The organism is Streptomyces sp. NPDC048370 (genome assembly GCF_043200825.1).
GTDB lineage: Bacteria > Actinomycetota > Actinomycetes > Streptomycetales > Streptomycetaceae > Streptomyces.
In genome coordinates this window covers 38,003-63,261 of record NZ_JBICYI010000021.1, presented here as the reverse complement: position 1 = coordinate 63,261, position 25,259 = coordinate 38,003, and the positions used below count along the sequence as shown (strand labels likewise).

At 69.3% G+C, this 25,259-nt stretch carries 25 protein-coding genes; 22 read left to right on the top strand and 3 right to left on the bottom strand.

Annotation, left to right across the window (positions count from 1 at the left end; genetic code table 11):
* The first annotated feature begins 115 nt into the window (after positions 1-115).
* The 8 genes from ACGFYP_RS32460 to ACGFYP_RS32425 all read left to right on the top strand — a co-directional run bounded on the left by ACGFYP_RS32460 (position 116) and on the right by ACGFYP_RS32425 (position 4,236).
* Positions 116-394, top strand: a complete 279-nt coding sequence (locus ACGFYP_RS32460; protein WP_361761334.1) for a WhiB family transcriptional regulator — start codon at positions 116-118, stop codon at positions 392-394.
* Positions 387-1,277 (top strand): hypothetical protein, encoded by an 891-nt coding sequence (locus tag ACGFYP_RS32455; protein ID WP_393501287.1) that lies wholly within the window; start codon positions 387-389, stop codon positions 1,275-1,277. The genes ACGFYP_RS32460 and ACGFYP_RS32455 overlap by 8 nt, the downstream gene beginning before the upstream one ends.
* Positions 1,271-1,474, top strand: coding sequence for a hypothetical protein (locus ACGFYP_RS32450; RefSeq protein WP_385145114.1), 204 nt, complete (start codon positions 1,271-1,273; stop codon positions 1,472-1,474). The genes ACGFYP_RS32455 and ACGFYP_RS32450 overlap by 7 nt, the downstream gene beginning before the upstream one ends.
* 181 nt (positions 1,475-1,655) lie before the next feature.
* On the top strand, positions 1,656-2,000 hold the full coding sequence (locus tag ACGFYP_RS32445) for a hypothetical protein (RefSeq protein ID WP_393501283.1): 345 nt from the start codon (positions 1,656-1,658) through the stop codon (positions 1,998-2,000).
* 285 nt (positions 2,001-2,285) lie between these two features.
* Positions 2,286-2,693, top strand: coding sequence for a hypothetical protein (locus ACGFYP_RS32440; protein ID WP_361761342.1), 408 nt, complete (start codon positions 2,286-2,288; stop codon positions 2,691-2,693).
* 130 nt (positions 2,694-2,823) lie between these two features.
* Positions 2,824-3,426 (top strand): phage tail protein, encoded by a 603-nt coding sequence (locus tag ACGFYP_RS32435; protein WP_361965499.1) that lies wholly within the window; start codon positions 2,824-2,826, stop codon positions 3,424-3,426.
* Between the two features lie 88 nt (positions 3,427-3,514).
* Positions 3,515-3,805 carry a hypothetical protein gene (locus tag ACGFYP_RS32430; RefSeq protein ID WP_361761348.1) on the top strand — a complete coding sequence of 97 codons (291 nt, stop codon included), beginning with the start codon at positions 3,515-3,517 and terminating at the stop codon, positions 3,803-3,805.
* Between the two features lie 74 nt (positions 3,806-3,879).
* Positions 3,880-4,236, top strand: a complete 357-nt coding sequence (locus ACGFYP_RS32425; RefSeq protein ID WP_361761474.1) for a hypothetical protein — start codon at positions 3,880-3,882, stop codon at positions 4,234-4,236.
* A 140-nt stretch (positions 4,237-4,376) separates the two neighbouring features.
* Here ACGFYP_RS32425 and ACGFYP_RS32420 read toward each other — a convergent pair whose 3' ends face one another.
* A complete protein-coding gene (locus ACGFYP_RS32420; RefSeq protein WP_393501278.1) occupies positions 4,377-5,195 on the bottom strand; it encodes a hypothetical protein in 819 nt (272 codons plus the stop codon).
* Between the two features lie 249 nt (positions 5,196-5,444).
* Here ACGFYP_RS32420 and ACGFYP_RS32415 point away from each other — a divergent pair, with 249 nt between their 5' ends.
* The 14 genes from ACGFYP_RS32415 (at position 5,445) to ACGFYP_RS32350 (ending at position 17,502) form a co-directional block, all read left to right on the top strand.
* Entirely contained in the window at positions 5,445-5,636 is a 192-nt protein-coding gene (locus ACGFYP_RS32415; protein WP_361761353.1) for a hypothetical protein, read from the top strand.
* 143 nt (positions 5,637-5,779) lie between these two features.
* Positions 5,780-6,556 (top strand): hypothetical protein, encoded by a 777-nt coding sequence (locus ACGFYP_RS32410; protein WP_393501275.1) that lies wholly within the window; start codon positions 5,780-5,782, stop codon positions 6,554-6,556.
* 63 nt (positions 6,557-6,619) lie between these two features.
* Positions 6,620-7,822 (top strand): phage tail protein, encoded by a 1,203-nt coding sequence (locus ACGFYP_RS32405; RefSeq protein WP_393501272.1) that lies wholly within the window; start codon positions 6,620-6,622, stop codon positions 7,820-7,822.
* Positions 7,819-9,078: a tape-measure protein gene (locus ACGFYP_RS32400; protein WP_393501270.1), complete on the top strand. Its 1,260-nt coding sequence runs from the start codon at positions 7,819-7,821 to the stop codon at positions 9,076-9,078. The genes ACGFYP_RS32405 and ACGFYP_RS32400 overlap by 4 nt, the downstream gene beginning before the upstream one ends.
* 56 nt (positions 9,079-9,134) lie before the next feature.
* The gene (locus tag ACGFYP_RS32395; RefSeq protein WP_361967792.1) at positions 9,135-10,058 is read left to right on the top strand and encodes a phage distal tail protein; all 924 of its coding nucleotides are present in this window, start codon (positions 9,135-9,137) and stop codon (positions 10,056-10,058) included.
* 35 nt (positions 10,059-10,093) lie between these two features.
* Positions 10,094-11,290: a hypothetical protein gene (locus ACGFYP_RS32390; protein WP_393501266.1), complete on the top strand. Its 1,197-nt coding sequence runs from the start codon at positions 10,094-10,096 to the stop codon at positions 11,288-11,290.
* A 181-nt stretch (positions 11,291-11,471) separates the two neighbouring features.
* Complete coding sequence (locus ACGFYP_RS32385) at positions 11,472-12,686, top strand: hypothetical protein (protein ID WP_393501263.1); 1,215 nt, start codon at positions 11,472-11,474, stop codon at positions 12,684-12,686.
* Between the two features lie 25 nt (positions 12,687-12,711).
* Positions 12,712-13,857, top strand: a complete 1,146-nt coding sequence (locus ACGFYP_RS32380) for a hypothetical protein (protein ID WP_393501260.1) — start codon at positions 12,712-12,714, stop codon at positions 13,855-13,857.
* A gap of 10 nt (positions 13,858-13,867) precedes the next feature.
* Positions 13,868-15,004 carry a hypothetical protein gene (locus ACGFYP_RS32375; protein WP_393501257.1) on the top strand — a complete coding sequence of 379 codons (1,137 nt, stop codon included), beginning with the start codon at positions 13,868-13,870 and terminating at the stop codon, positions 15,002-15,004.
* On the top strand, positions 15,004-15,576 hold the full coding sequence (locus ACGFYP_RS32370; protein ID WP_361967801.1) for a hypothetical protein: 573 nt from the start codon (positions 15,004-15,006) through the stop codon (positions 15,574-15,576). The genes ACGFYP_RS32375 and ACGFYP_RS32370 overlap by 1 nt, the downstream gene beginning before the upstream one ends.
* Before the next feature lie 16 nt (positions 15,577-15,592).
* On the top strand, positions 15,593-16,009 hold the full coding sequence (locus ACGFYP_RS32365; protein WP_393501253.1) for an ATP-binding protein: 417 nt from the start codon (positions 15,593-15,595) through the stop codon (positions 16,007-16,009).
* Positions 16,010-16,091: 82 nt separating this feature from the next.
* Positions 16,092-17,003, top strand: a complete 912-nt coding sequence (locus tag ACGFYP_RS32360; protein WP_393501250.1) for a peptidoglycan-binding protein — start codon at positions 16,092-16,094, stop codon at positions 17,001-17,003.
* Between the two features lie 15 nt (positions 17,004-17,018).
* Positions 17,019-17,252 carry a hypothetical protein gene (locus ACGFYP_RS32355; RefSeq protein ID WP_361967881.1) on the top strand — a complete coding sequence of 78 codons (234 nt, stop codon included), beginning with the start codon at positions 17,019-17,021 and terminating at the stop codon, positions 17,250-17,252.
* A complete protein-coding gene (locus tag ACGFYP_RS32350) occupies positions 17,239-17,502 on the top strand; it encodes a hypothetical protein (protein ID WP_361967807.1) in 264 nt (87 codons plus the stop codon). Before ACGFYP_RS32355 ends, ACGFYP_RS32350 begins: the two co-directional genes overlap by 14 nt.
* Positions 17,503-17,568: 66 nt before the next feature.
* Here ACGFYP_RS32350 and ACGFYP_RS32345 read toward each other — a convergent pair whose 3' ends face one another.
* Together ACGFYP_RS32345 and rpoB are read right to left on the bottom strand one after the other, a co-directional pair.
* Entirely contained in the window at positions 17,569-21,468 is a 3,900-nt protein-coding gene (locus tag ACGFYP_RS32345; protein WP_393501246.1) for a DNA-directed RNA polymerase subunit beta', read from the bottom strand.
* 107 nt (positions 21,469-21,575) lie between these two features.
* Complete coding sequence (gene rpoB / locus ACGFYP_RS32340; RefSeq protein ID WP_361445298.1) at positions 21,576-25,058, bottom strand: DNA-directed RNA polymerase subunit beta; 3,483 nt, start codon at positions 25,056-25,058, stop codon at positions 21,576-21,578.
* Positions 25,059-25,259 lie beyond the last annotated feature (201 nt).

Sequence of the window (25,259 nt, the reverse complement as noted above, 5' to 3'; positions counted from 1 at the left end):
GCGCGCCCGCACGCAACATGTCACTCTCTGACTCGCCGTCGCACTCGTCGGCCTCATGAGTCCCAGGAGTCGCACCGGCCCCAGGGCTCGGTGGCCCGGACCGTGGAGAAGAACCATGCTCCTGCCCGACTCGTCCTCATGGCAGGCCGCCGCCGCGTGCGCCGGCCTCTCCCCGTCCGTCGTCTTCGCCCGCCGCCCCCAGCAGGCGGCCCCGGCGCTGCGCGCCTGCGCCTCCTGTCCCGTCCGCCGCGAGTGCGAGGCGGCCGTGGCCCCCGCCGAGAGCTGGTTCGACGGCGTCTGCGCGGGCCGCCTCTGGCGCAACGGCCGCCCCGTCGTCCCACGCCGCGGCCGGAGTTCGGCGGGCGTCGCGCACTCCGGAGGTCCGCGTGGCTGACGACGACACCGTCCACTCCGCCGACCGGGTCGTACGGGACATCGCGCTCTGGGCCGCCTCCCTGGTACGGCAGTTCCCCGAGCTCGCCGAGGAGCTGGCGCCCGGCCGCCGCTCCCCCGCGGGGACCCCGCCCACCGCGCCGCACCCCGGCCGCGACGAACTCATCCGCGAGGAGCGCCGCGAGGCCCTGCTCCTCCAGCAGCGGCACGGGCTCGCCGTGCCGGGCCACGGGGCCGCCCCGATCCGCTTGCACGTCTCCGACGCCATCCGGGACATCAGCGACGGCGTGGTGGAGCTGGAGGAGGCCGTCTGCGCCCGCCTCGGCCTGCCGCGCCCCCGCCGGGCCGGGGTGATCGAACGGCTCCGGCGCGTCGTCGGCCTGCTCGACGACCTGGCGCCCCACCCGGACCTGGCCCGGCACGTGCGCGACGAGATACGCCGGATGGCACGGCGCTGCGCGCGCACGCTGGGGGACACGGAGACGGTCGTCCGCGTGGCGGGCCGCTGCCCGTGGTGCGACTCGGTCTCGCTGCGGGTCTTCCCGGACCGGCGGGCGGTGCTGTGCGTGAACCCGGCGTGCGTCTGCACGGACGAGGTGTGCGGCTGCCAGGACGACCCGGCGTACCGGCACCTCTGGCCGGAGGAGCGCTGGGGCGAACTGGCCGACGCGTCGGGCGCCCGTACGGAGGAGCTCGAAGCGGCGCTGGACACCACCGCGAGCACCACCGCGTCCGCGACCAGGATCGCGGCGAGCACCACGGCGTCGAACACGACGAGCACCACGGCGTCGAACACGACGAGCAGCACCGCGTCGAACACCACGAGCGGCACCACGTCCGCGACGACACCCGATTCCGAGGACACCGAGGAGAGCCCGTGCTGAAGCCCCTGCCCCTGCCGGCCCTGATCCCCGGCCCGTTGGCCGCCGAGGAGGCCGGGGTCGCCCCGGCGACGATCCGCAAGTGGGTCCAACTGGGCCACCTGCGAGCGGCCGGCAAGGCGGGCAGGGCCCAACTGTTCCGCCTGGAGGACGTCTTCGCCGCGGAACGGACCGCCCGCCGGCGTCCTCGTACCGCATAGCCCGTAGCCCGTAGCCCATAAGCACCGCATGACGAAGCGCCCCCTGTCTCCCTGAGAGACACGGGGCGCTTCGTCGTGTGCGCCGGGATTCACCGGTCCCGGTCGTCGAGCGTCACCTACAGTCCGGTGCGGGGTCGGACAGCCGGATACGCGCACACGGAAACCCAGGGGGTACGGGGTCATGAGCTGGTACGTGCTGGTGGAGGCCAACGATTCGTACGGCGACAGCAGATGGGAACTGGTGGCGAAGGTCCCCGTCGAAGGCGGGAGGGAAGCGGCCGTCGCCCGCGCCGAGGAGATGAGCCGGACCTATGCGCGCGGCGCCTTCCCCGATCAGCAGGGCCGCCTCGTGTTCCGCACGTCCCCGACGAGCTGGCTCGTGGAGCAGTCCCGCTTGATGCAGATCGAGCGCTCCGCCGACCCGCAGACGATCACCGAGCACATGCGCATCTGCGTCGCCGAGTTGGTGATGGCGCGGGAGCCGGCTCCCCTCGATCCCCCGAAGAAGGGCTGGCTGCGGCGGTAGCCGCCGGTGGCCCGATCGGGCCGGTGAGGGGCCTCGACGGCCTTCACCGGCCCTCCCGGCCGGGAGATTCCACCCGATCGACGAATTAGTTGCGTGCGCGCACGCTCTCTGTCACAGTTGGTGCAGCGGCGGAGCTGTGCCCGAACAACGGGTGACGGCTTCGCCGTTCGCCGTCCGGGAGCGCTCCGCGCCCCCGCCCCCTTCCCCGCGTCGAGCGCCCCGGACGGCCCCCGCACCGCCCCGCACCGCCCCGTCCCGCCTCCCCTTCCACCGAGGAGAACCGTCATGACCACTCCCCCGAGTGCGTTCCCGGACGTCGAGAAGCTGGTCGTCGACGTCCTCAAGGCCGACCCGGCCCTGGCCGGCGCCACGATCGCCGTCCAGGCGCCGGCCGGCTTCGACGGCACGCAGAGCGCCGTCCTGGTCAACCGCCGCGGCGGCGCCTGGATCGGCGACCTGCACGTCGACAAGCCGCTGATCGAGTTCGAGGTGTACGGGCCGACCAAGAACGCGGCCCACGTGCTCGCCAACGGCGCCCGGCGCGCGCTGCTCGCCACCATCGGCAAGCAGATCGGCGTCAACTTCGTCCACGACGTGGAGGAGATGGACGGGCCGCGCTGGCTGCCCGACTACCTCTACCGGGGCGCCAACCGCTACCTCTGCGTGATCCAGCTCTCCCTGAGCGTCTTCTGAGCCCGTACGGCTCCCTGACCGACGCCCACCCCACAGACCAGGCCTCGCCGTCCGGCGGGGCCTTTGTCGTACCCGGGCACTCCGCCCGGTGCGGCGCCCCCACCCCTCTCTACACAAGGAGAAACCCACCATGGCTGGAAACAACTCCGCCGAGATCCGCGTCGCAGGCGTCGGCAAGCTCTACGTGGCCAATGCCGGCACCGACATCCCGGCCTTCGGCGCCGACTCCGCCACCGACTGGGCGTCCTGGACGGACCTCGGCTTCACCACCGGTGACGGCGTCACCTTCTCGAAGAAGGACAAGCTGGAGGCCATCGACTCGTGGCAGTCGGTCTCCCCGGTGCACTACGTCTACTCGGCCCGTGACCTCTCGCTGAAGTTCTCCATGCTCCAGTTCAACGAGTCCACGCTGCCGTTCTTCATGGGCGGCGGCAAGGTCGAGGCGGTGGGCGCCCCGGCGACCGACACCTACAAGTACGAGATCGCCGAGCGTCCGTTCGCGGACGTGCGCGCCCTCGGCCTGGAGTTCACCGACGTCAAGGCCGGTGGCACCACCGCGGTCACGTACCGCTTCATCATCCCGCGCGGCCAGGTCACCGCGTCCGACGACATCAAGCTGGCCCGCAAGGCGGCGTCGCAGCTGGGCATCACCTTCACGGCCATGTCGAACGGCAACGGCAAGCCGCTGGCCTCCTTCCTCATGAAGGACAGTCAGTACAGCGCGACCGTCTGATCCCGCTCCACCCGGGGCGGGGCGGTCCACGGCCGCCTCGCCCCACCCCTCTCCTCTTTCACCCACTCGAACAAGGAGTACGCACACCATGGCCCGTTTCGACGTCAACGCCGCTCGCGCCCAGCGCCTGGAGGTCGCCGGCCACAGCTGGTCCTTCGAGCTGGACGGCGAGCCCTACACACTCCCCACCGAGCTCTCCCGCGCGACCGCCAAGGCACTGCGCAAGCTCGACGACAACGACGTGGACGGCCTGCTCGCGCTCCTGATGGGTGAGAAGCAGTTCAGCCGCTTCGAGCAGCACGACATCACCATGCAGGACATCGCCGCCATCCTGGAGGCCTACGGCAAGGAGACCGGGCTCGGCCTGGGGGAAGACTGAGCCTCGTCGAGTTCGTAGACGAACACGCCGAGGCCCTTGAGGCGGATCTCCTCCGCTACTACGGCACCGATCTCCTGGACTGGCACCGGGGCGAGCTGTCCAGCCGGCGGCTCAGGACGCTGATCACGCATCTGCCGCGGGACAGCGCCGTACAGCAAGAGCTGCACGGCGAGGCCGCGGAGTGGTCGGTCACGGACCATCTCCTCGCGGCGGTGGTGGACCATCTGGCCGTCGCCAACTGGATGTTCCAAGCCGTCAACACCGGCGAGGACGGCGATCAGCCCGAGTACCCGACGCCCGTCCCGCGTCCGGACGTCCAGGACGAGTACGAGGACGATGAGGATGAGTACGGGGAACGGGACGAGGGCTCCACGGAGGCGAGCAACCGCGAGGCGGTCTCCCCCGGAGCGCTCGCCCGGTTCTTCGGCTGATCCGGCGTCCTGAGCCCGCGTCCTGGCACCTCGCCCTGGCACCTCGCCCTGGCCCCGCATCCTGGCCCCGCGCCCTGATGCCACAGCCCGATGCCGCATTCCGCGATGCCGCATCCCCCGGCCCCCGGAGCCCGTTCCCGTCAGGGAGCGGGGTCCGGGGGCGCTTCCTGTGCTCGCTCGGCGGTCAGCTCCTGCTCCAGGGCCCTGGCCCGCTCCGACAGCCTGCGCCCCTTGCGGGCGCGTCCGTCCGGTTCCGCAGACTCGGAGGCCGCGCGGTCGCTCCCGGATCCCGTCTGTCCGGGGACCCCTGCGAGCGGCGGCACTATCGGGCGGCCGCCCTTGCCGCGTACGACCTTCCGAACCGACTGCGCGGTCCTGCGGGTACGGCTCTCCTGGGCGGTCAGCAGGACGTCGGGTTCGGTGGCCGGTTCCTCCGCGTGCGGACGGGTGTCCTCGTCGTGCTGCGGGGGGCCCGCGTTCGCGTGCTGCGGCTCGTCGTCCTGCGGAAGGTCCTGCTCCGGTCTGCGGTCGAGGAGTTCGCGCTCCGTGCGCATCCGCGCCTCGGTCTGGAGGACGACGGCGGGCGGTTCGAGCAGCCGCGCGAAAGGCAGCGGGATGACGCGGGCACCGTTCCCCTCACCGACGTCCATGCGTCGCTGGGGGCGGCGGATTCCACGCGCGTCACTCTGACCCTGCGCGTAGGCGTCGGCCACGCGCTTCTCGTACTCGCGTCGTATGCGCGGGAGTTCCTCCGCCATCGCCTCGCCCCAGCCGGCGGTGAACGCGGCGGCCTCGCGGCGGTCGACCACGGACCGCGGCATCACGACCAGGTCCTCCGGTGCGTACCCGTGGACGTGGACCAGTTCGGAGAGCCGTGCGAAGAGGTGCGGCAGATCCGGGTGGGACTCGAGCCAGTCGTTGACCCGCTCCCGCCGGTTAGCGCCCGGCTCCGTGTCCATGCGTCCGCACTGCCTTCCAACCCCCCGGGGTCCCCACGCGCCCCTCGCGCCCCTTCGCCCCCCGGGTGTGTCAGTTCCGGGGAACGCGCCCACCAGAGTACCCCGGTCGAACACAAGCTCCGATCGAGGACCAAACCCCCGGGAATCCTGGCCGGAAGACACGCCGTCAGAGGTTTCAGACTCGACAAGCTCGAACCTCTGTTCGACAATGCTTCGTACGCACGTTCGATCGCCGGAAGGCAGGGCACCATGACGTCTCAGACCGGGGGAAGCCGTACCGGGAGCACGCTCCACGATCGCCTCAACGCGTTGCTCCAGGGCCCCGGTCCCCTCGACAAGCGCGCACTGCTCGCCACCCTCGACGCAGAGGTCGCGGCTCGCGAGATCCGCGCGTACACGGCGGGGTGGAACGACGCCCTCGCCGAACTACGCCGCCGCTGACATCCGTACGCCCCACACGCCACGCCTCGCCGCGCGGGAACGCCCGCCGGCCACGCACATGAGCCGCCTGCGCCCCTCGAGGGCAGGGCGGCTTCGGCGTTTCCGGCTGCGCTTCGGCACGACATCTCGAATCGAGGACTGCAATGGCAGCTCCCACGCCACCCCCGCCGAACCCCAACGCCCCCAACGCCCCCGGCGCCCCCCAGCAATCCGGTTCGCTCTGGTACGCCCCCTGGATCAACGAGGCCGACTACAAGAGCACCAAGGAAGCGGCCTTCGGCTGGACGAGTACGGTCACCGCCGTCAAGGCCGACATCACCCTCATCAAGGCGGAGATCTCCGGCCTCGCCGTCTTCTCGCTCGGCGCCAGCATCTTCAAGTTCGATTACACCTGGTTCAAAATGGACGAAAAGGGTGTAACCATCAACGGCCGCCAGCGGTACGGATGGCCGTGGGCCGACCAGGCCAAGCACTTCAACGTCAAGGCCGAGCAGCAGAACCGCAAGCTCGTCGCCGAGCAGAAGGACATCAAGGAACAGCTGCGCCGGCTCACCGCCGCACAGGACCGCGCGACCGACAGGCGCGATGAGCTGGCCCGGGCCGGGACGACCCGCGACGACGCGCGGCGCCGATACCGCACCGAGGGCACCGCGGCTTCGCTCCAAGCCTTCCTCGAGGCGGAGAAGAACTACCAGAAGGCCAAGAAGGCAGCCGACAAGGCCGAGAAGGAACTCGACCGGGCCGGCCGGAAGGCGAAGAAGCTCTCCGACAGCGCCGCGCAACGCTTCGCCGACGCCAAGCGGTTCATCGCGGCGGAAGACGAGGCGAAGAAGGCGTGGGCGAAGGCCGGCGCCAAGGCCGTGACGGACGACCTCAACCGCCTGAGGACAGCACTCGGTGAGGCCGCGATCCAGGCCTGACCGCCCACGCGTTCCGGCCGGCGGCCCCCTCGCCTCCCGTCCCCACACTGAAATCAGGTGACCATGTCCCTCAGCAGAGCACTGGCCGGCACCTCGTCGGCCCTCAGGAACCTCAAGACCAACGCCGAACAGAGCGCCCAGGCCGTCACCCGCGTCGGCAACGGCTCGAACTCCGCATCGAGCAAGGTCAAGCAGCTCAAATCCTCCGCACAGTCATCGTCCTCCCAGCTCAAGAGCCTCAAGACCGCCTCGGATCAGGCCGAGCGTTCCATGGCCAAGGCCGGCCAGACCGGTCAGTCCGCCGGAACCAAGCTCGGCAAGTACGAGTCCGGCGCCGGCAAGGCCGCCAAGGGTCAGGACAAGCTCAACAAGTCCATGAAGGGCAACTTCCTCGCCCGCCTGATCGAGCTGTTCATGCCGCTCATCGAGAAGGTCGTCGAGATGGCGACGCGCTCGAAGACGATGCAGACGATCATGAAGAAGGCCTTCGCCGCCATCAAGACCGTGATCAGCTCGGTCATGAAGGCCATCGGCCCGATCATGAAGAAGGCCGGCCAGCTGATCAAGACGGTCTGGAACGGCATCAAGTCGGCCATCTCCACGGTGGTCAAGGCGGTCGCCACCGTCATCAAGACCTACGTGAAGATCTGGAAGACGGTCATCACGACGGTCATGAACGCGATCCGGACGGTCATCCGCACCGTCTGGAACGGCATCAAGGCCGTCATCAGCCCGGTCGTCAACTGGATCAAGACCGCGATCCCGAACGCCTTCCGGGCCGTCAAGGACAAGATGTCGTCCATCTGGAACGGCCTCAAGGACATCGCGTCCCGGGCGTTCAACGGCATCAAGAGCGGTGTCTCGGGCCCGATCAACTCCGTGATCGGGCTGATCAACCGGATGATCGGCAGCCTCAACCGGGTCAAGGTCAGCGTCCCCGGCTGGGTGCCGCTCGTCGGCGGCAAGACCTTCGGCGTCAACATCCCGACCATCCCCATGCTCGCCACGGGTGGTGTCGTCATGCCCCGGAGCGGCGGTGTCCCGGCGATCCTCGCCGAGGCCGGCGAGGCCGAGGCCGTCCTCCCGCTCTCCAAGCTGGACCGGCTGCTCGCCCTCACCGCCCGCCGCGCCCAGATGACGGCCCGTACCGGCCTGGTCGGGGCCGCGGGTGCCGGGCTGCACATCGAGCACTACCACGCGGCCCGGGGCAGTGACCCGCAGTCGACGGCGGACGCGCTGATGTACCTGGCCAAGGCGCGCGGATGAGTGCCGTCGCGCTGACACCGATCTACAGCAACCGGCTGCTCGCCGGTGTCCCCGCCGCCATCCGCACCATGCGCAGCAACATCAAGCCGGCCAACACCGCGCTGGGCAAGCTCACGCGAGCACTCCGCGGTGGCACGGGCAAGGTCGGTCGCCTCGCTTCGGAAGCCCGTGGCGCCAGCACCGCCGTCGGACGTTTCCGTACCGATGCGACCTCGGCGGGCGGCTCGGTCACGAAGCTGAGCCGGTCGTCGGCCCAGCGCGGCGTGAAGTCCTTCGGCGACCGGGCCGGCAGGGCCAAGTCGGTACTCGCCAAAGTCGGTGCGGGCGTCACGGCGATCCTCACCATCCTGATGCCGCTGCTCCCCTTCACCGACGTCCTCGTCGGTCTGATGGCCAGTTACGGGACCGCCATGACCATCGCCGCCGGCGTCATGATGGTCATCAATGTCGTCATGCGGGGAAACCCGCTCGGGTTCCTCATCGGCGTCATCCTGCCCGTCGCGGCGGCTCTCATCACGTACGCGATGAACAGCGAGACCGGCCAGCGGATCATGAACCAGGTCTTCCAGCAGGTCCTCAAGGGCTTCCAGTCCGTGTGGACCTTCCTCCAGCCGATCATGAAGCTGCTCGGCCAGGCCGTCGGGACCTACTTCAAGGCGTATCTGACCCTGTTCACCTCCGCCCTGAAGATCATCGGATCCGCCATCAACGGGTTCTCCAACGTCCGCTCCTCCGTCACCTCCGCCTCCAACGCCCTGCGCGGGATCGCCTCCGGCTCCATGGGCGGGATCAAGAACGCCGTCAAGCCGATCCTGACCTTCGTCACCGACAAGATCCCCGGCTTCTTCCGCACCGCCAAGGACGCGGTCAGCGGGGCCATGCGCGGAATCGGCGATCTGATCAAGGGCGCGCTCAGCAGCGTCGTCGGCGTCGTCAAGGGACCGATCAACGGTCTCATCGCCTTCGCCAACTGGATCATCGACGGCCTCAACAAGCTGAGCTTCAACCTGCTCGGCAAGAAGTTCGGCGTCGACCTCGACAAGATCCCGATGCTCGCCGAGGGCGGTGTCGTCTTCCCCGGCGCCACGGACGCCCCGCGCATCGACCCGCTCACCGTGCTTGAGAACCGCCGCGTCCAGGCCGCCGACGGGCCGCCCCGACCGCCGCACCGGATACGGGACTTCTACGAGAAGCCCGGCGCCGGACCCCGGTCCACCGCCGAGGACCTGCTCTTCCTCGCGGCCTCGCACCACTGACCACCCAGCGCCGACCGCCCACCTGACAGCCTCTCAGAAGTGAGGTGACGGCCCCCATGGCCGAGACCACAACCGCATACGCCGGAAACACCTACACGGCCGACCTCGCGCCCGGCTCACTGATCACCCAGGACGGGCAGATCCAGTGGGCCGGGCTTCTCATCGGCCCCGGCACCCCGTTCGCCGTCGACCGTTCCGGTCTGACCGGGTGGGAGGACCTGCCCGAGTACGACTCCTCCGACGCCGACCGCCCCACCTCGCACGGCGCCTGGCCGGGCTCCCGGTACGCCAAGCCGCGCAAGGTCGGCGGCACGATCGTGCTGATGCCTGAGTACAGCGCGGCCCCCCAGGCCATCCGCGCCCTGCGGCAGGCCCTCGCCCTGCTCGACGAGGAGCGCTGGCTCACCATCCGGCTGCACGGCGAACTGCTCGCCGTACGCGCCCGGATCGCCCAGCGCGTGGTCCCCGCCGACCAGGGCTTCGCCACCCAGGGCAGCTCGAAGATGTCGATCCAGTGGCTCGCGGCCGACCCGCGCCGCTACGCCGTCAACGAGCAGGTCGCCACCACCACCGCCCCGCAGCCCGAGTCCGGCCTCACCTGGCCGCTGACCTGGCCGCTCAACTGGGGCGAGGCCAAGTCGACCGGCGACGCCGTCGCCGAGAACACCGGCTCCGCCGCCACCCACCCGGTGATCACCTTCCGCGGCCCGTGCTCCATGCCGACCGTCACCGAGCGGGGCAGCCGGCGCCGTCTGCGGTACGCGATCGACCTGGCCGCGGGCGAGGAGCTCGTCGTCGACACCGCCGGGGGCACGGTCACGCTCAACGGCACCGCCTCCCGCCGGCACACCGCGATGGCGGACTCCAGCCCGGAGGAGCTGTTCCTGCTCGAACCGGGGCGCACCGAGCTGTCCTTCCGGCCCGACGAGGCCACCGAGGACGCCCTGATGACGGTCCGCTGGCGCAGCGCCGAGTGGTGATCCGCCCCCGTCCCCTCCACCGAAAGAGGTGAACCATGACTGTACGGGCCGCCTGGCTGCAGTCGACCGGTCAGACCCGTGAGGACACCCGCCTCACCCTGGCCGCCCTGCTCACTCCCAGTGGTCAGTCCCCCGAGGAGACCCCGCTGCGCTCCCGGGCCGGCATCGTGCCGGGCGGCTTCGTCCTGACCGGGACCGCCGCGATGCAGTGCACCATCGGCAGCGGCCGCGCGATCGTCCAGGGCAAGGACACCCGTCAGGGCGCGTACCTGGTCAGCGCGATCTCGCCGGAGACGCTCACCATCGAGGACGGCGATCCGCAGTACGACCGGATCGATCTGATCGAACTGGCCGTCGTCGACGACGCCTACGACAAGACCGGCACCACCGATGCCGTCATCCGCCTGGTCAAGGGCGCCCCGCACGCCAACCCCGTGGCGCCGGCCTCCGGCCCGGGCAGCACCCTGCCGCTCTACACGGTCAAGGTCCCCAAGGGCATATCGGCCGGCAACGGCGGCATCGCCTGGACCACCGCGGTCACCACCCAGCACTGGCCGGTGGTGGCGCTCGGCGGCATCATGCCGACGAGCGGCTTCAAGGGTGCGTACGTCGGGCAGTACCGCGACGCGGGCGGCATGCTCCAGCGCTGGGACGGCACGGCCTGGGTCTCGTACCCGAAGGCGATCGGCGGCATCGCGCCCGGCACCCAGGTCTCGACCGGCGGCTACCCCGGGCAGTTCCGGGACGACTCGGGGATCCTGCAGCGCTGGGACGGCTCCGCCTGGCAGTACGTCGAGGGCACGGGGAAGATCCTGTTCGCCGCCACGCAGTGGCTCTCCGCCCAGCAGCAGACCATCCAGGCCAACACCTGGACCCCGATCAACCTGCCGACCGTCGAGGCCGACGACACCAACAGCTGGAACGGGACCCACACGTACGTCGTGCCGCGCAGCGGCATGTGGCGGATCGCCGGACACGTCACCTGGGCCAACGACGGCCAGAGCGGCATGCGCGGCGCCCGCGTCACCGTCGGCGGCGTCGGGCAGTCACGGCTGACCTGGCTCGGTCCCGCCGGCAACGGCGCCGTCTCCATCGGCGGCTCCGGCCTGATCAGGCTCACCGCCGGCAACACGATCCAGCTGTCGGGCCTCCACAGCCACACCGCCGCGATCAAGACCCTCGGCGGCTCCGGCTACGCCTGCGCCCTGACCGCCGAGTGGCTGAAGTCCTGACGCCGTACCCCGCCTGACGCCGTCCCCCGCCTGACGCCGTCCCCTGCCTGACGTCGCCACACGCCCTGACTCCGCGAGGTCCTGACGTCGCCACACGCCCTGACGTCGCCCCACACCCCGACGCCGTCGCACGCCCCGACACCCGTCCTGACGTCGTCCCCTCCCCCGATTGGAGAACCCCATGAACCTGCGCAGCAGCTGGGTCGCCGAGACCGGCCAGACCCGTGAGGACACCCGGCTCACCCAGACCGGTGCCACCACCATGCTCAACCCCGTCCAGGTCCGCTCCGGCATCCTGCCGGGCTCCTACACCGGCCAGTACCGGCTCTCCGGCTTCTGGATGACGAACGCCTCCGCCATGGCGGCGACCGTCTCCGAGGGGCGGGCGGTCATCCAGGGCGAGATCTCCCAGGGCGTCTACCCGGTGACCCTGCCGACCTCCGAGACCGTCACCTTCGCCCCGGGCAACCCCCAGTACGGCCGGGTCGACCTCGTCGTCCTGCGGATCTACGACCGGCTCTACGAGGGTCAGCGCAACGAGGCCGTGATCGAGGTCATCGAGGGCGTGCCCGAGCAGACGCCGAAGGCGATGCCCGTCCCGCCGCGCAGCCTCCCGCTGTACGAGGTGACCGTGCCGGCCGGTGTCAGCGCGGGCAACGGCGGCATCCCGTGGGCCACCGCGCTCAAGGACCTGCGCACCCCGGTCGTGGCCGTCGGCGGCATCATTCCGGTCGAGGGGCAGGTGGCCCCCGGTGCGTACCCGGGCCAGTACCAGGACACCGCGGACGGCCAGTTCCAGCGCTGGGACGGCGGCAAGTGGGTCTCGTACCCCGCGGCCGTCGGCGGCATCGTCCCGAACTCCTTCTCCACCACCGCGGCCAGCTACATCGGTCAGTACCGGGACAGCACCGGCGGTCAGCTCCAGCGCTGGAACGGTTCGGCCTGGGCGCCGGCCGTGCCGGGGCCGCTCTTCATCGACTCCCTCGACGCGGGGTACACCACGTCCACGACGTACGTGGACGCGCTGGTCGAGCGGACGGCCAACCCTATGAAGCTCACCTTCACCGCGCCGCCGTCCAGGGCCGTCCTGCTGACCTTCGGCTCGCGCATCGAGCTGCACATCGCCTCCGGCACGGCGGGCATCAAGGGCACGGGCTGGATGGGCGTACGCCTCACCCAGGGGACCACCGTGGTGCGCGAGTTGGAGGACGAGCTGTCCGTGAAGGCGGCGCGGCCGACCGAGCACGTGGACGGCTTCTCCGCCTCGACCACGCAGCGCCTCTACAACCTGACCGCGGGCGCGAGCTACACCGTCACCGCCTACTACCGGTCCAGCGACGCGGGCCTGAAGGCCTGGTTCGACAACTCCTTCATGCGCGTCGACCTGCAGGCGTGACCCGACCGACCACCTGGAGACCACCATGGCCCTTCGCAGCGGCTGGCTGTCCCCCACCGGGCAGACCCGTATCGACACCCGCCACACCGACATAGGAGCGACCACCCCCGCCGGACCCCTCAGCGCCCGCTCCGGCATCGTGCCCGGCACGTACGACGGCAAGTTCCGCGTCGGCGGCCTGTGGCTGAGCGGCAACGGGCCGATGACCGCCACCCTCTTCCACGGCCGGGCAGTGATCCAGGGCCCGGTCGCCCAGGGCCCGTACCACGTCACGCTCGACTCGGACACCGTCCTCACCTTCGCGGACGGCGCCCCGCTCCATCCGCGCATCGACCTCGTCGTCCTGCGCGTGTACGACGACCAGTTCGACGGCTCGCAGAAGAGCGAGGCCACGATCGAGATCATCCAGGGAGAGGCGAAGGCCGTACCGGAGCCGCCGGCCGCGCCGGGCCTCTCGCTCACGCTGTTCTCGGTCAAGGTCCCCGCCACGGCCTCCGCCGGCACCGGCGGCATCCCCTGGACCACGACGGGGACCGTCTCCGACCTGCGCGTCACGACCGCGGGCGTCGGCGGCATCCTGCCGGTCTACAACAACGGTGCGGTACCCGGCAGTTACCCGGGCCAGTACCAGGACAACGACAACGCCCACTTCCTGCAGCGCTGGGACGGCACCGCCTGGGTCGCGTACCCGAAGGAGATCGGCGGCATCGCGCCCAGCGGCACGGTGTCCACCGGCGGTTACGTCGGGCAGTTCCGGGACGCAGCCGGCACGCTCCAGCGTTGGAACGGAACGGCGTGGGTGAACTACCACCCGCCGTACGACATCGAGGTCGCCAGCAACGGCGCGACCGCGGCCACCGGCTGGGGCAGCCCGTCCTTCTCCGCCCGGCGCACCCGCGCCGGCGTCGTCATGGTGCGCTTCGGCGTCACCCGCACCGGCGGGACGATCACCGCCGCTGCCGACGGCCGCATCGCCGACACGCCCCTGGGCAACCTGCCGGCCGGCTGGTCTCCGGCCATGTCCTTCGAGACGACGGCCTCCGACACCGACGGCTCCGGGGCCGCCACGATCGCGGCCACCAGCTCTCTGGTCACCCTGCGCGACTGGAGCCCCAACGCGACCATCCCCAACGGCCGGACCGTGTGGGTCTCCGCCACCTACGTCCTGTAAGGGGGCCGCCATGGCACTCGAAACGCCCTACCGGGCGATCTTCTGCGACCTGATCACCGACCAGACCCTCGACATCCTGCCCCTGCGGGACGTCTCCTTCGACGACTACATCGGCAAGGCCGGCTCGCTCTCCGGCACCATCCCGATCCCCAACAAGGACATCGCCGATCGGGTCAAGAAGGTCCAGGAGGGCCGCACCGCGGTCTACCTGGAGCGCGGCGGCGACCTGTGGTGGGGCGGCATCGTGTGGACCGCCACCCTGCAGTCCAGCGGGCGCGGGGTGCTGACCCTCGGCGTCCAGGCCGCCACCTTCGACTCGTACGCGAGCCGCCGCCGCATCCGTACGGACATCTCGTTCACGACCCCGACCGACCAGCTGGAGATCGCACGCCGGCTGTGGAAGGAACTCGACGTCCAGGACGACCCCACGGTGCCCCTGCCGGAGGGGAAGCAGCCGCGCCGCCTCGGGATCACCTACGGCACGGAGGAGTCCGAGGTCCTGCGGACGGCCTCCTGGCGCAACGGCGACGAGACCGTCTATCTGGAGGCGCTCGACCAACTGGCCTCGCTGCAGAACGGCTTCGAGCACCAGATCCTGGTCTACCGCGACCCGGCCGACGGCAAGCGGGTCCGGCAGCTCCGGCTCGGCTGGCCCAAGATCGTCAACGGCGCCACCGATCTGCTCTTCGACCGGCCCGGCGTCATCCTGTCGTACTCCTTCCCGTACGACGCGACCCGCGGCGGCACCACCGCGATGGCCCGCGGGGCGTCGACGAACTCCAACGCCGGTACCGAATCCCGGCCGATCCACTCCACCCAGCAGGTCGCCAGCGATCTGCTCGCGGACGGTTGGCCGCTGATCGACCTGTCCTCCGACCACAACGAGGTCACCGACACGCTCACCCTCGACTCGCTGGCCAAGCGGGAACTCGCCGAGGCCCAGGGCGCCGTCGTGATCCCCTCGATCAGCATCCACCTCGGCGGGGTCGTCCCACCGGCGCTCATCGGCCGCATCGCCCGCATCCGGATCACGGACGAGTGGTACTCCCAGGGCCTCGACGCCCGCTACCGCATCATCGGCGTCAAGGTCACTCCCCCCGAGCGCGGCCGCCCCGACACCGCCGAGCTCTACCTTGAGGAGGCCTGATGCCCCAGCTGCCCGAGGACATCATCGACCGGCTCAACCAGATGGAACGCCGGCTCAAGGCCCTGTCCACGGCCGTGAACACCCGGCCGGCGGTCAGCGAGATCCGCCCGCCCGCGCAGACCGGCAGCGTCACCATCAACCGGCCGCTGTTCCGGATCTTCGACGGCTACGGCCACGAGATCTTCGCGGACGACATCATGACCGGCGGCCTCGCCCGGCCCTGGCTGCAGCTGATGCCGCCGATGAACGTCGACAAGGCCCACTGGCCCTCCACCACCAGCGCCGCCTTCACCACGGTCGCCAGGTCCTTCAACCCCATCTGGCAGCCGAAGCTGCGGCTGTCCGTGAACACGGCGGTGTCCTCCGGCGCCACCGGCCAGGTGAAGGTCCTGGTCGACGGCCAGCAGTTCGGCCCCATCGTCACCGCGGGCACGACCTACGACCACACCGGCCTGATCCCCGGCGACATGAAGACCAGGTTCGGCCAGACCATGCTGATCGAGATCCAGGCCCTGGCCGGCGGCGGCACCGTCTACGCCCAGCCCGTCCTGATCTACGGCACCCAGACCTGATGCTGAGGAGCACACCATGATCATCGACCCCGCACAGCCCTGGGGCGTGGCCATCGACTACGCGGGCCGCGCCGTCGTCACCGAGGGCAGCCACACCCTCGACATCCGCGTCTACGACAACACCCTCGGCAACACGCTGGAGCGGGACCCGGTCACCGGCCAGTACCCGTCGGTGTACGTCACCGCCCAGACCAGCAAGAGCGGCGTCGGGGAGGCCAGCCTGCGCGGCTACGCGACGGTGGTCGTCAACGGCCTGGACGGCGAACCGGTCACCCCCGACCCGACCGCCGTCCAGAGCGCCGTCACCACCGCCCTCGCCGACTTCGAGAACCGCCGCACCGCCTACGCCGCCCTCTGCGCGACCTGGGCCCCGGCGCAGCCGACGCCCGAGCCGACCCCGACTCCCTCCCCCCAGCCGGAACCCACCCCGTAGACAGAAACGCGCACCACGCCCCACCCGTACGCCCGCCCCGTGCCCCGAAGGCCGGGGCTTTCGCATGTCTGGAGGACACCGGATGGCCACTCCCCTCACCGCGGACCGGCTCGTCGCCGCGCTCCGCGCCGAAGGCGTCAAGGTCGTCGAACACGACGGCTGGCGCACCCACCACCGCAACCAGGCGGGAGCCTGGGGCCCCGTCGTCGGCGTGATGATCCACCACACCGTCTCCAGCGGCACCGCCTCGTCCGTCGAGCTCTGCTACAACGGCTACACCGGCCTGCCGGGCCCGCTCTGCCACGGCGTGATCGCCAAGGACGGCACGGTCCATCTGGTCGCCAACGGCCGCGCCAACCACGCGGGCGGCGGTGATCCCTCGGTCCTCCAGGCCGTGATCACCGAGACGTACGGGGCCAGGCCGCCGGCCCCGCGCATGCACCAGGGCAGCGCGGGCGCCGTCGACGGCAACTCCCGCTTCTACGGCTTCGAGTGCATCAACCTCGGCAACGGCGACGACCCCTGGCCCGCCGCCCAGCTCGACGCCATCGAGCGGACCTCCGCCGCGCTCTGCCGGGCCCACGGCTGGGGCGCCAAGTCCGTCATCGGCCACCTGGAGTGGTCCGACTGGAAGAGCGACCCGCGCGGCTTCGCCATGCCGGGCATGCGCGACCGGGTACAGAAGCGGCTCGGCGCGGCCCCGTCCAAGCAGCCCCCGGCCCCGCAGAAGCCCGCCCCGCCGCGCTACCAGCGCTTCCCCGGCACCGCGTTCTTCAAGACCAACCCCAGCTCCCCGATCGTCACCGCGATGGGCCGCCGGCTGGTCGCCGAGGGCTGCGGCCGCTACACGGTCGGCCCGAGCCCCCGCTGGTCCGAGTCCGACCGCCAGTCGTACGCCGCCTGGCAGCGCAAGCTCGGCTTCCGCGGCTCCGACGCCGACGGCTGGCCCGGTGCCACCTCCTGGAACGCGCTCAAAGTCCCCCACACCCTCTGAGGAGCCCCCATGGCCCTGTCCGAGAACACCAAGCGGACCGCCCGCACCGTCCTGCAGAGCGCCGTCGGCATCGCCGTCGTGCTCCCCGCGATCGTCGACGCCTCCGGGCTCCCGGCGACCCTCCCCTGGGTCGCCGGGGCGCTCGCCGTGGCCGCCGCCCTGACCCGGGTGATGGCGGTACCGGCCGTACAGAACCTGCTGCCCTCCTGGCTGCGCACCACCCCGGGGGCGGCGGATGACCGAATCTGACCCGAACGACCCGGTGGCGGTGGCGCTGGAACTGGAACGGCTGCGCGGCACGCTGGAGGCCGGCTTCGCCCGCGTCGACGGCTCCCTCGCGCTGCTCGTCCAGCGCAGCGACCAGACCGACAAACAGCTCGCCGACCACGAGGCCCGCCTCGACGCCCTGGAACGCACCCGCTGGCCCCTGGCCTCGATCGCCACCCTCACGGCCACGGCAGGCCTCGGCTTCGCCCTCTGGGAGATCGCGAGCCGATGAAACGCCGAAGGGCGGCCACCCCGTACGAAACGGGGTGACCGCCCTTCGGTCGATCAAGCGACTCGCTTACTGGTTGTACGGACCGTAGTCGTAGTCCTCCAGCGGAACGGCCTGGCCGGAGCCGGTGCCGAACGGCGAGTAGTCGATGTCGTCGTAGCCGACGGCCGAGTACATCGCGGCCTTGGCCTCCTCGGTCGGCTCGACCCGGATGTTGCGGTAGCGGGCGAGACCCGTACCGGCCGGGATGAGCTTACCGATGATGACGTTCTCCTTGAGGCCGATGAGGCTGTCGGACTTGGCGTTGATCGCCGCATCCGTCAGGACTCGGGTCGTCTCCTGGAAGGAGGCGGCCGACAGCCAGGACTCCGTCGCCAGCGAGGCCTTGGTGATACCCATCAGCTGCGGACGGCCGGAGGCGGGGTGACCGCCCTCGGTGACCACACGACGGTTCTCGGTCTCGAACTTCGAGCGCTCGACGAGCTCGCCCGGCAGCAGCTCCGCGTCGCCGGACTCGATGATCGTCACGCGGCGCAGCATCTGCCGGATGATGATCTCGATGTGCTTGTCGTGGATCGACACACCCTGCGAGTTGTAGACCTTCTGGACTTCGCCGACCAGGTGGACCTGGACCGCGCGCTGACCGAGGATCCGCAGCACGTCGTGCGGGTTGGTGGCACCCACGGTGAGCTTCTGGCCCACCTCGACGTGGTCGCCCTCGCCCACCAGCAGACGGGCACGCTTCGAGATCGGGAACGCCGTCTCGTCGCTGCCGTCGTCCGGGGTGACGACGATCTTCTTGGTCTTCTCGGTCTCCTCGATACGGACGCGGCCGGCCGCCTCCGAGATCGGGGCGACACCCTTGGGCTGACGAGCCTCGAAGAGCTCGACGACACGGGGCAGACCCTGGGTGATGTCGTCACCGGCCACACCACCGGTGTGGAAGGTACGCATCGTCAGCTGGGTACCGGGCTCACCGATGGACTGGGCGGCGATGATGCCGACCGCCTCACCGATGTCGACCAGCTTGCCGGTGGCCAGCGAACGGCCGTAGCAGAAGGCACAGGTACCGACGGCGGACTCACAGGTCAGGACCGAGCGGGTCTTGACCTCCTCCACGCCGGCGCCCACGAGGGCGTCGATGAGCACGTCACCCAAGTCGACGTTGGCCGGCGCGATGACCTTGCCGTCCACGACGACGTCCTCGGCGAGCATCCGCGCGTACACGGAGGTCTCGACGTCGTCCGTCTTCCGCAGGATGCCGTCGGCACCCTTCTCGGCGATCTTCAGCTTCAGACCGCGCTCCGTGCCACAGTCCTCCTCGCGGATGATCACGTCCTGCGAGACGTCCACCAGACGACGGGTCAGGTAACCCGAGTCGGCGGTACGCAGGGCGGTGTCGGCGAGACCCTTACGGGCACCGTGCGTCGAGATGAAGTACTCGAGGACGGTGAGGCCCTCACGGAAGGACGCCTTGATGGGACGCGGGATCGTCTCGTTCTTGGCGTTCGACACCAGACCACGCATACCGGCGATCTGACGCATCTGCATCATGTTTCCTCGGGCACCCGAGTCAACCATCATGAAGATGGGGTTCGTCTTCGGGAAGTTCGCGTTCATCGCCTCGGCAACCTCGTTGGTCGCCTTGGTCCAGATCGCGATGAGCTCCTGAGTGCGCTCTTCCTTGGTGATCAGACCGCGCTCGTACTGCTTCTGGACCTTCTCGTCCTGCTCCTCGTAGCCCTTGACGATGGCCTTCTTGGCCTCGGGCACGACGACGTCGGAGATGGCCACGGTGACGCCGGAACGGGTCGCCCAGTAGAAGCCCGCCGCCTTCAGGTTGTCGAGCGTCGCCGCCACGATGACCTTGGGGTAGCGCTCGGCGAGGTCGTTGACGATCTCGGAGAGCTGCTTCTTGCCGACCGAGTAGTCGACGAAGGGGTAGTCCTCGGGCAGCAGCTCGTTGAAGAGCGCGCGGCCCAGCGACGTACGCAGACGGAACGAGTCACCCTGCTGCCACTCCGGCTCGCCCTCCTCCGCGACCGGGGGAACCCAGCCACGCGGCGGAACGGTGCCGATCGGGAAGCGGATGTCGACCGAGGACTGCAGCGCGAGCTCGCCGGCGTCGAAGGCCATGGTGGCCTCCGCGGTGGAGCCGAACGCACGGCCCTCGCCCTTGGTGTCGCGCAGCTCGCCGTCGGTGGTCAGGAAGAACAGACCGAGGACCATGTCCTGGGTCGGCATCGTGACCGGACGGCCGTCGGCCGGCTTCAGGATGTTGTTCGAGGACAGCATCAGGATGCGGGCCTCGGCCTGCGCCTCCGCGGAGAGCGGCAGGTGCACGGCCATCTGGTCACCGTCGAAGTCCGCGTTGAACGCGGTGCAGACGAGCGGGTGGATCTGGATGGCCTTGCCCTCGACCAGCTGGGGCTCGAAGGCCTGGATGCCGAGGCGGTGCAGCGTGGGCGCACGGTTCAGCAGAACCGGGTGCTCGGCGATGACCTCTTCGAGGACGTCGTACACGACCGTGCGGCCGCGCTCGACCATCCGCTTGGCGCTCTTGATGTTCTGCGCGTGGTTCAGGTCGACCAGGCGCTTCATCACGAACGGCTTGAAGAGCTCCAGCGCCATGGCCTTCGGCAGACCACACTGGTGCAGCTTCAGCTGCGGACCGACGACGATGACGGAACGCGCGGAGTAGTCCACACGCTTACCGAGCAGGTTCTGACGGAATCGACCCTGCTTACCCTTCAGCATGTCGCTGAGGGACTTCAGCGGACGGTTGCCGGGGCCCGTGACCGGGCGACCACGACGGCCGTTGTCGAAGAGGGCGTCGACCGCCTCCTGGAGCATCCGCTTCTCGTTGTTCACGATGATCTCGGGGGCACCGAGGTCGAGCAGACGCTTCAGACGGTTGTTGCGGTTGATCACACGGCGGTACAGGTCGTTCAGGTCGGAGGTCGCGAAGCGGCCACCGTCCAGCTGCACCATCGGACGCAGGTCCGGCGGGATCACCGGCACGCAGTCGAGAACCATGCCCTTGGGGCTGTTCGCGGTCTGCAGGAACGCGGAGACGACCTTGAGGCGCTTGAGCGCACGGGTCTTCTTCTGGCCCTTGCCGGTACGGATGATCTCGCGGAGGCGCTCGGCCTCCTCGTCCAGGTCGAAGGACTCCAGGCGCTTCTGCAGCGCCGCGGCACCCATCGAACCGTCGAAGTACGTGCCGAAGCGGTCACGCAGCTCGCGGTAGAGGAGCTCGTCGCCCTCCAGGTCCTGGACCTTGAGGTTCTTGAAGCGGTTCCAGACCTCGTCGAGACGGTCGATCTCGCGCTGCGCACGGTCGCGCAGCTGCTTCATCTCACGCTCGGCGCCCTCGCGCACCTTGCGGCGCACGTCGGCCTTGGCACCCTCGGCCTCGAGCTCGGCCAGGTCGGTCTCGAGCTTCTTGGCGCGGGCCTCCAGGTCGGAGTCGCGACGGTTCTCGATCTGCTGACGCTCGACGGAGACGTGCGCCTCCAGCGAGGGCAGGTCACGCGTACGACGCTCGTCGTCGACGAACGTGATCATGTAAGCGGCGAAGTAGATGACCTTCTCGAGGTCCTTCGGCGCGAGGTCGAGCAGGTATCCGAGGCGCGACGGGACGCCCTTGAAGTACCAGATGTGGGTGACGGGAGCGGCGAGCTCGATGTGGCCCATCCGCTCACGGCGCACCTTGGCGCGGGTGACCTCGACGCCACACCGCTCACAGATGATGCCCTTGAAGCGGACACGCTTGTACTTGCCGCAGTAGCACTCCCAGTCCCGGGTCGGACCGAAGATCTTCTCGCAGAAGAGTCCGTCCTTCTCGGGCTTGAGCGTGCGGTAGTTGATGGTCTCGGGCTTCTTGACCTCGCCGTGGCTCCACTGACGGATGTCGTCAGCGGTGGCCAGACCGATCCGGAGCTCATCGAAGAAGTTGACGTCGAGCACTATGCGTCAATCCCTCTCAGGGTTGTAAGTCTTGGGGTCTGAAACGGGGGTCCTGGGGCCGGCCGGGGACTCAGTGGGTTGCACCGAGTCCCCGTACCGGACTCCCGTCAGACCTCTTCGACGCTGCTCGGCTCGCGCCGGGACAGGTCGATACCGAGCTCCTCCGCTGCGCGGAAGACGTCCTCGTCGGTGTCGCGCATCTCGATGGACATGCCGTCCGAGGACAGCACCTCCACGTTGAGGCACAGGGACTGCATCTCCTTGATGAGCACCTTGAAGGACTCGGGGATGCCGGGCTCAGGGATGTTCTCGCCCTTGACGATGGCCTCGTAGACCTTCACGCGGCCGGTCACGTCGTCGGACTTGATCGTCAGCAGCTCCTGGAGGGCGTACGCGGCGCCGTAAGCCTCCAGCGCCCACACCTCCATCTCACCGAAGCGCTGGCCACCGAACTGGGCCTTACCACCCAGCGGCTGCTGGGTGATCATCGAGTACGGACCGGTCGACCGGGCGTGCAGCTTGTCGTCGACCAGGTGGTGGAGCTTGAGGATGTACATGTACCCGACCGAGATCGGGTCCGGGAACGGCTCGCCGGAGCGGCCGTCGAACAGACGCGCCTTGCCGGAGGGGAGCACCATGCGCTCGCCGTCGCGGTTCGGGATCGTGTGCTGCAGCAGACCCGCGAGCTCGTCCTCACGCGCACCGTCGAAGACGGGGGTGGCGACGTTGGTGCCCGGGGCGACCTGGTCGGCGCCGATGGCCTGCAGGCGCTTCGCCCAGTCGTCCGCGAGACCGGAGACGTCCCAGCCACGGCTGGCGAGCCAGCCGAGGTGGATCTCCAGGACCTGTCCCGGGTTCATTCGGGACGGGACACCCAGCGGGTTCAGGATGATGTCGACCGGAGTTCCGTCCTCGAGGAACGGCATGTCCTCGATCGGAAGGATCTTCGAGATGACACCCTTGTTGCCGTGACGGCCGGCGAGCTTGTCACCATCGGTGATCTTGCGCTTCTGGGCGACGTAGACGCGGACCAGCTGGTTCACGCCCGGGGGAAGCTCGTCGCCCTCCTCGCGGTCGAAGACGCGGACGCCGATGACCTTGCCGGTCTCGCCGTGCGGCACCTTCAGCGAGGTGTCACGGACCTCACGCGCCTTCTCACCGAAGATCGCGCGGAGCAGACGCTCCTCCGGGGTCAGCTCGGTCTCACCCTTGGGCGTGACCTTGCCGACGAGGATGTCGCCGGCGACGACCTCGGCACCGATACGGATGATGCCGCGCTCGTCGAGGTCGGCGAGGACCTCCTCGGAGACGTTCGGGATGTCCCGGGTGATCTCCTCCGGGCCGAGCTTGGTGTCACGGGCGTCGACCTCGTGCTCCTCGATGTGGATCGAGGAGAGGACGTCGTCCTGCACGAGGCGCTGCGACAGGATGATCGCGTCCTCGTAGTTGTGACCCTCCCACGGCATGAACGCCACGAGCAGGTTCTTGCCGAGCGCCATCTCACCGTTCTCGGTGGCCGGACCGTCGGCGAGGACCTGGCCCTCGATGACCCGGTCGCCCTCGGAGACGACGACCTTCTGGTTGACCGAGGTGCCCTGGTTCGAGCGGGAGAACTTGGCCATCCGGTACGTGGTGTACGTGCCGTCGTCGTTGGCGACGGTGATGTAGTCGGCCGAGACCTCCTGGACGACACCGTCCTTGTCGGCCTTCGGCACGTCACCGGCGTCGGTGGCACAGCGGTACTCCATGCCGGTACCGACGAGCGGGGCCTCGGACTTAATCAGCGGCACCGCCTGACGCATCATGTTCGCGCCCATGAGGGCACGGTTGGCGTCGTCGTGCTCGAGGAAGGGGATCATGGCCGTCGCGACCGACACCATCTGGCGCGGCGAGACGTCCATGTAGTCGACCTCGGTCGGCGGGACGTAGTCGACCTCGCCACCACGGCGGCGGACCAGAACGCGCGGCTCGGTGAAGCGGAGCTCGTCGTTCAGGGTCGCGTTCGCCTGGGCGATGACGAAGCGGTCCTCCTCGTCGGCGGTGATGTAGTCGACCTCGTCGGTGACCTGACCGTCGACGACCTTGCGGTACGGCGTCTCGATGAAGCCGAACGCGTTGACGCGGCCGTACGAGGCGAGCGAACCGATCAGACCGATGTTCGGGCCTTCGGGGGTCTCGATCGGGCACATGCGTCCGTAGTGGGACGGGTGCACGTCTCGGACCTCGAAGCCGGCCCGCTCACGGGACAGACCACCGGGACCCAGCGCCGAGAGACGACGCTTGTGCGTCAGACCCGACAGCGGGTTGTTCTGGTCCATGAACTGCGACAGCTGGCTGGTGCCGAAGAACTCCTTGATGGAGGCGACGACCGGCCGGATGTTGATCAGGGTCTGCGGCGTGATCGCCTCGACGTCCTGGGTGGTCATGCGCTCACGCACGACGCGCTCCATACGAGCCAGACCCGTACGGACCTGGTTCTGGATGAGCTCGCCGACGTTGCGCAGACGACGGTTGCCGAAGTGGTCGATGTCGTCGGTCTCGACGACGATGTCCCGGCCCGACTCGCCGATCGTCTCGGTCTCGCCCGCGTGGAGCTTCACGAGGTACTTGATCGTGGCGATGATGTCGTCGGTGGTCAGGACACCGGCGTCCAGCGGCTCGTCCGCGCCGAGCTTCTTGTTCACCTTGTAGCGGCCGACCTTCGCGAGGTCGTAGCGCTTCGGGTTGAAGTAGAGGTTCTCGAGCAGCGTCTGAGCGGCCTCACGGGTCGGCGGCTCGCCCGGACGGAGCTTGCGGTAGATGTCGAGCAGCGCGTCGTCCTGGCCCTGGGTGTGGTCCTTCTCCAGGGTGGCGCGCATGGACTCGTACTCGCCGAACTCCTGCAGGATCTGCTCGGTCGTCCAGCCGAGAGCCTTGAGGAGGACGGTGACGGACTGCTTGCGCTTGCGGTCGATGCGGACACCGACCATGTCGCGCTTGTCGATCTCCATCTCCAGCCAGGCACCCCGGGACGGGATGATCTTGGCGGAGAAGATGTCCTTGTCGGACGTCTTGTCGATCGAGGAGTCGAAGTAGACGCCCGGCGAACGGACCAGCTGCGAGACCACGACACGCTCGGTGCCGTTGATGACGAAGGTGCCCTTGTTCGTCATGAGCGGGAAGTCGCCCATGAAGACCGTCTGGGACTTGATCTCGCCGGTCTCGTTGTTGGTGAACTCGGCCGTGACGAAGAGCGGGGCGCCGTACGTGAAGTCACGGTCCTTGCACTCGTCGATCGAGTTCTTCGGGGGCTCGAAGCGGTGGTCGCGGAAGGTCAGCGACATCGACCCGGAGAAGTCCTCGATCGGAGAGATCTCCTCGAAGATCTCTTCCAGACCCGACTTCCTGGGGACGTCCTGTCCCGACTCGAGAGCTGCCTCGACGCGAGCCTTCCAGGCGGCGTTACCGAGCAGCCAGTCAAAGCTCTCGGTCTGCAGCGCGAGGAGGTTCGGAACCTCGAGGGGCTCCTTGATCTTTGCAAAGGAGATGCGCAGCGGGGCGGTGCTGGCGCCGTTGTTCGTATTGGTCGAGGCGTTGCGCGAGGCGGCCAAGAGGGGGTCCTTCCGAGGGCTCGGACTCACTACGCGCGTACCGGTCCCCAGCGACGCAGAGGGACAGACAATTCCCGATATGGCCAAAAGCCCAGGTCAGGTCAGGTCTGCCGACAATGCTCTCGCGAGGGTATGCCCCAGGTGACGGGCAGGGGGCAGCTAACAGGCAGCGCAAAGGGTCAGTGTAGCCACTTGGCCCAC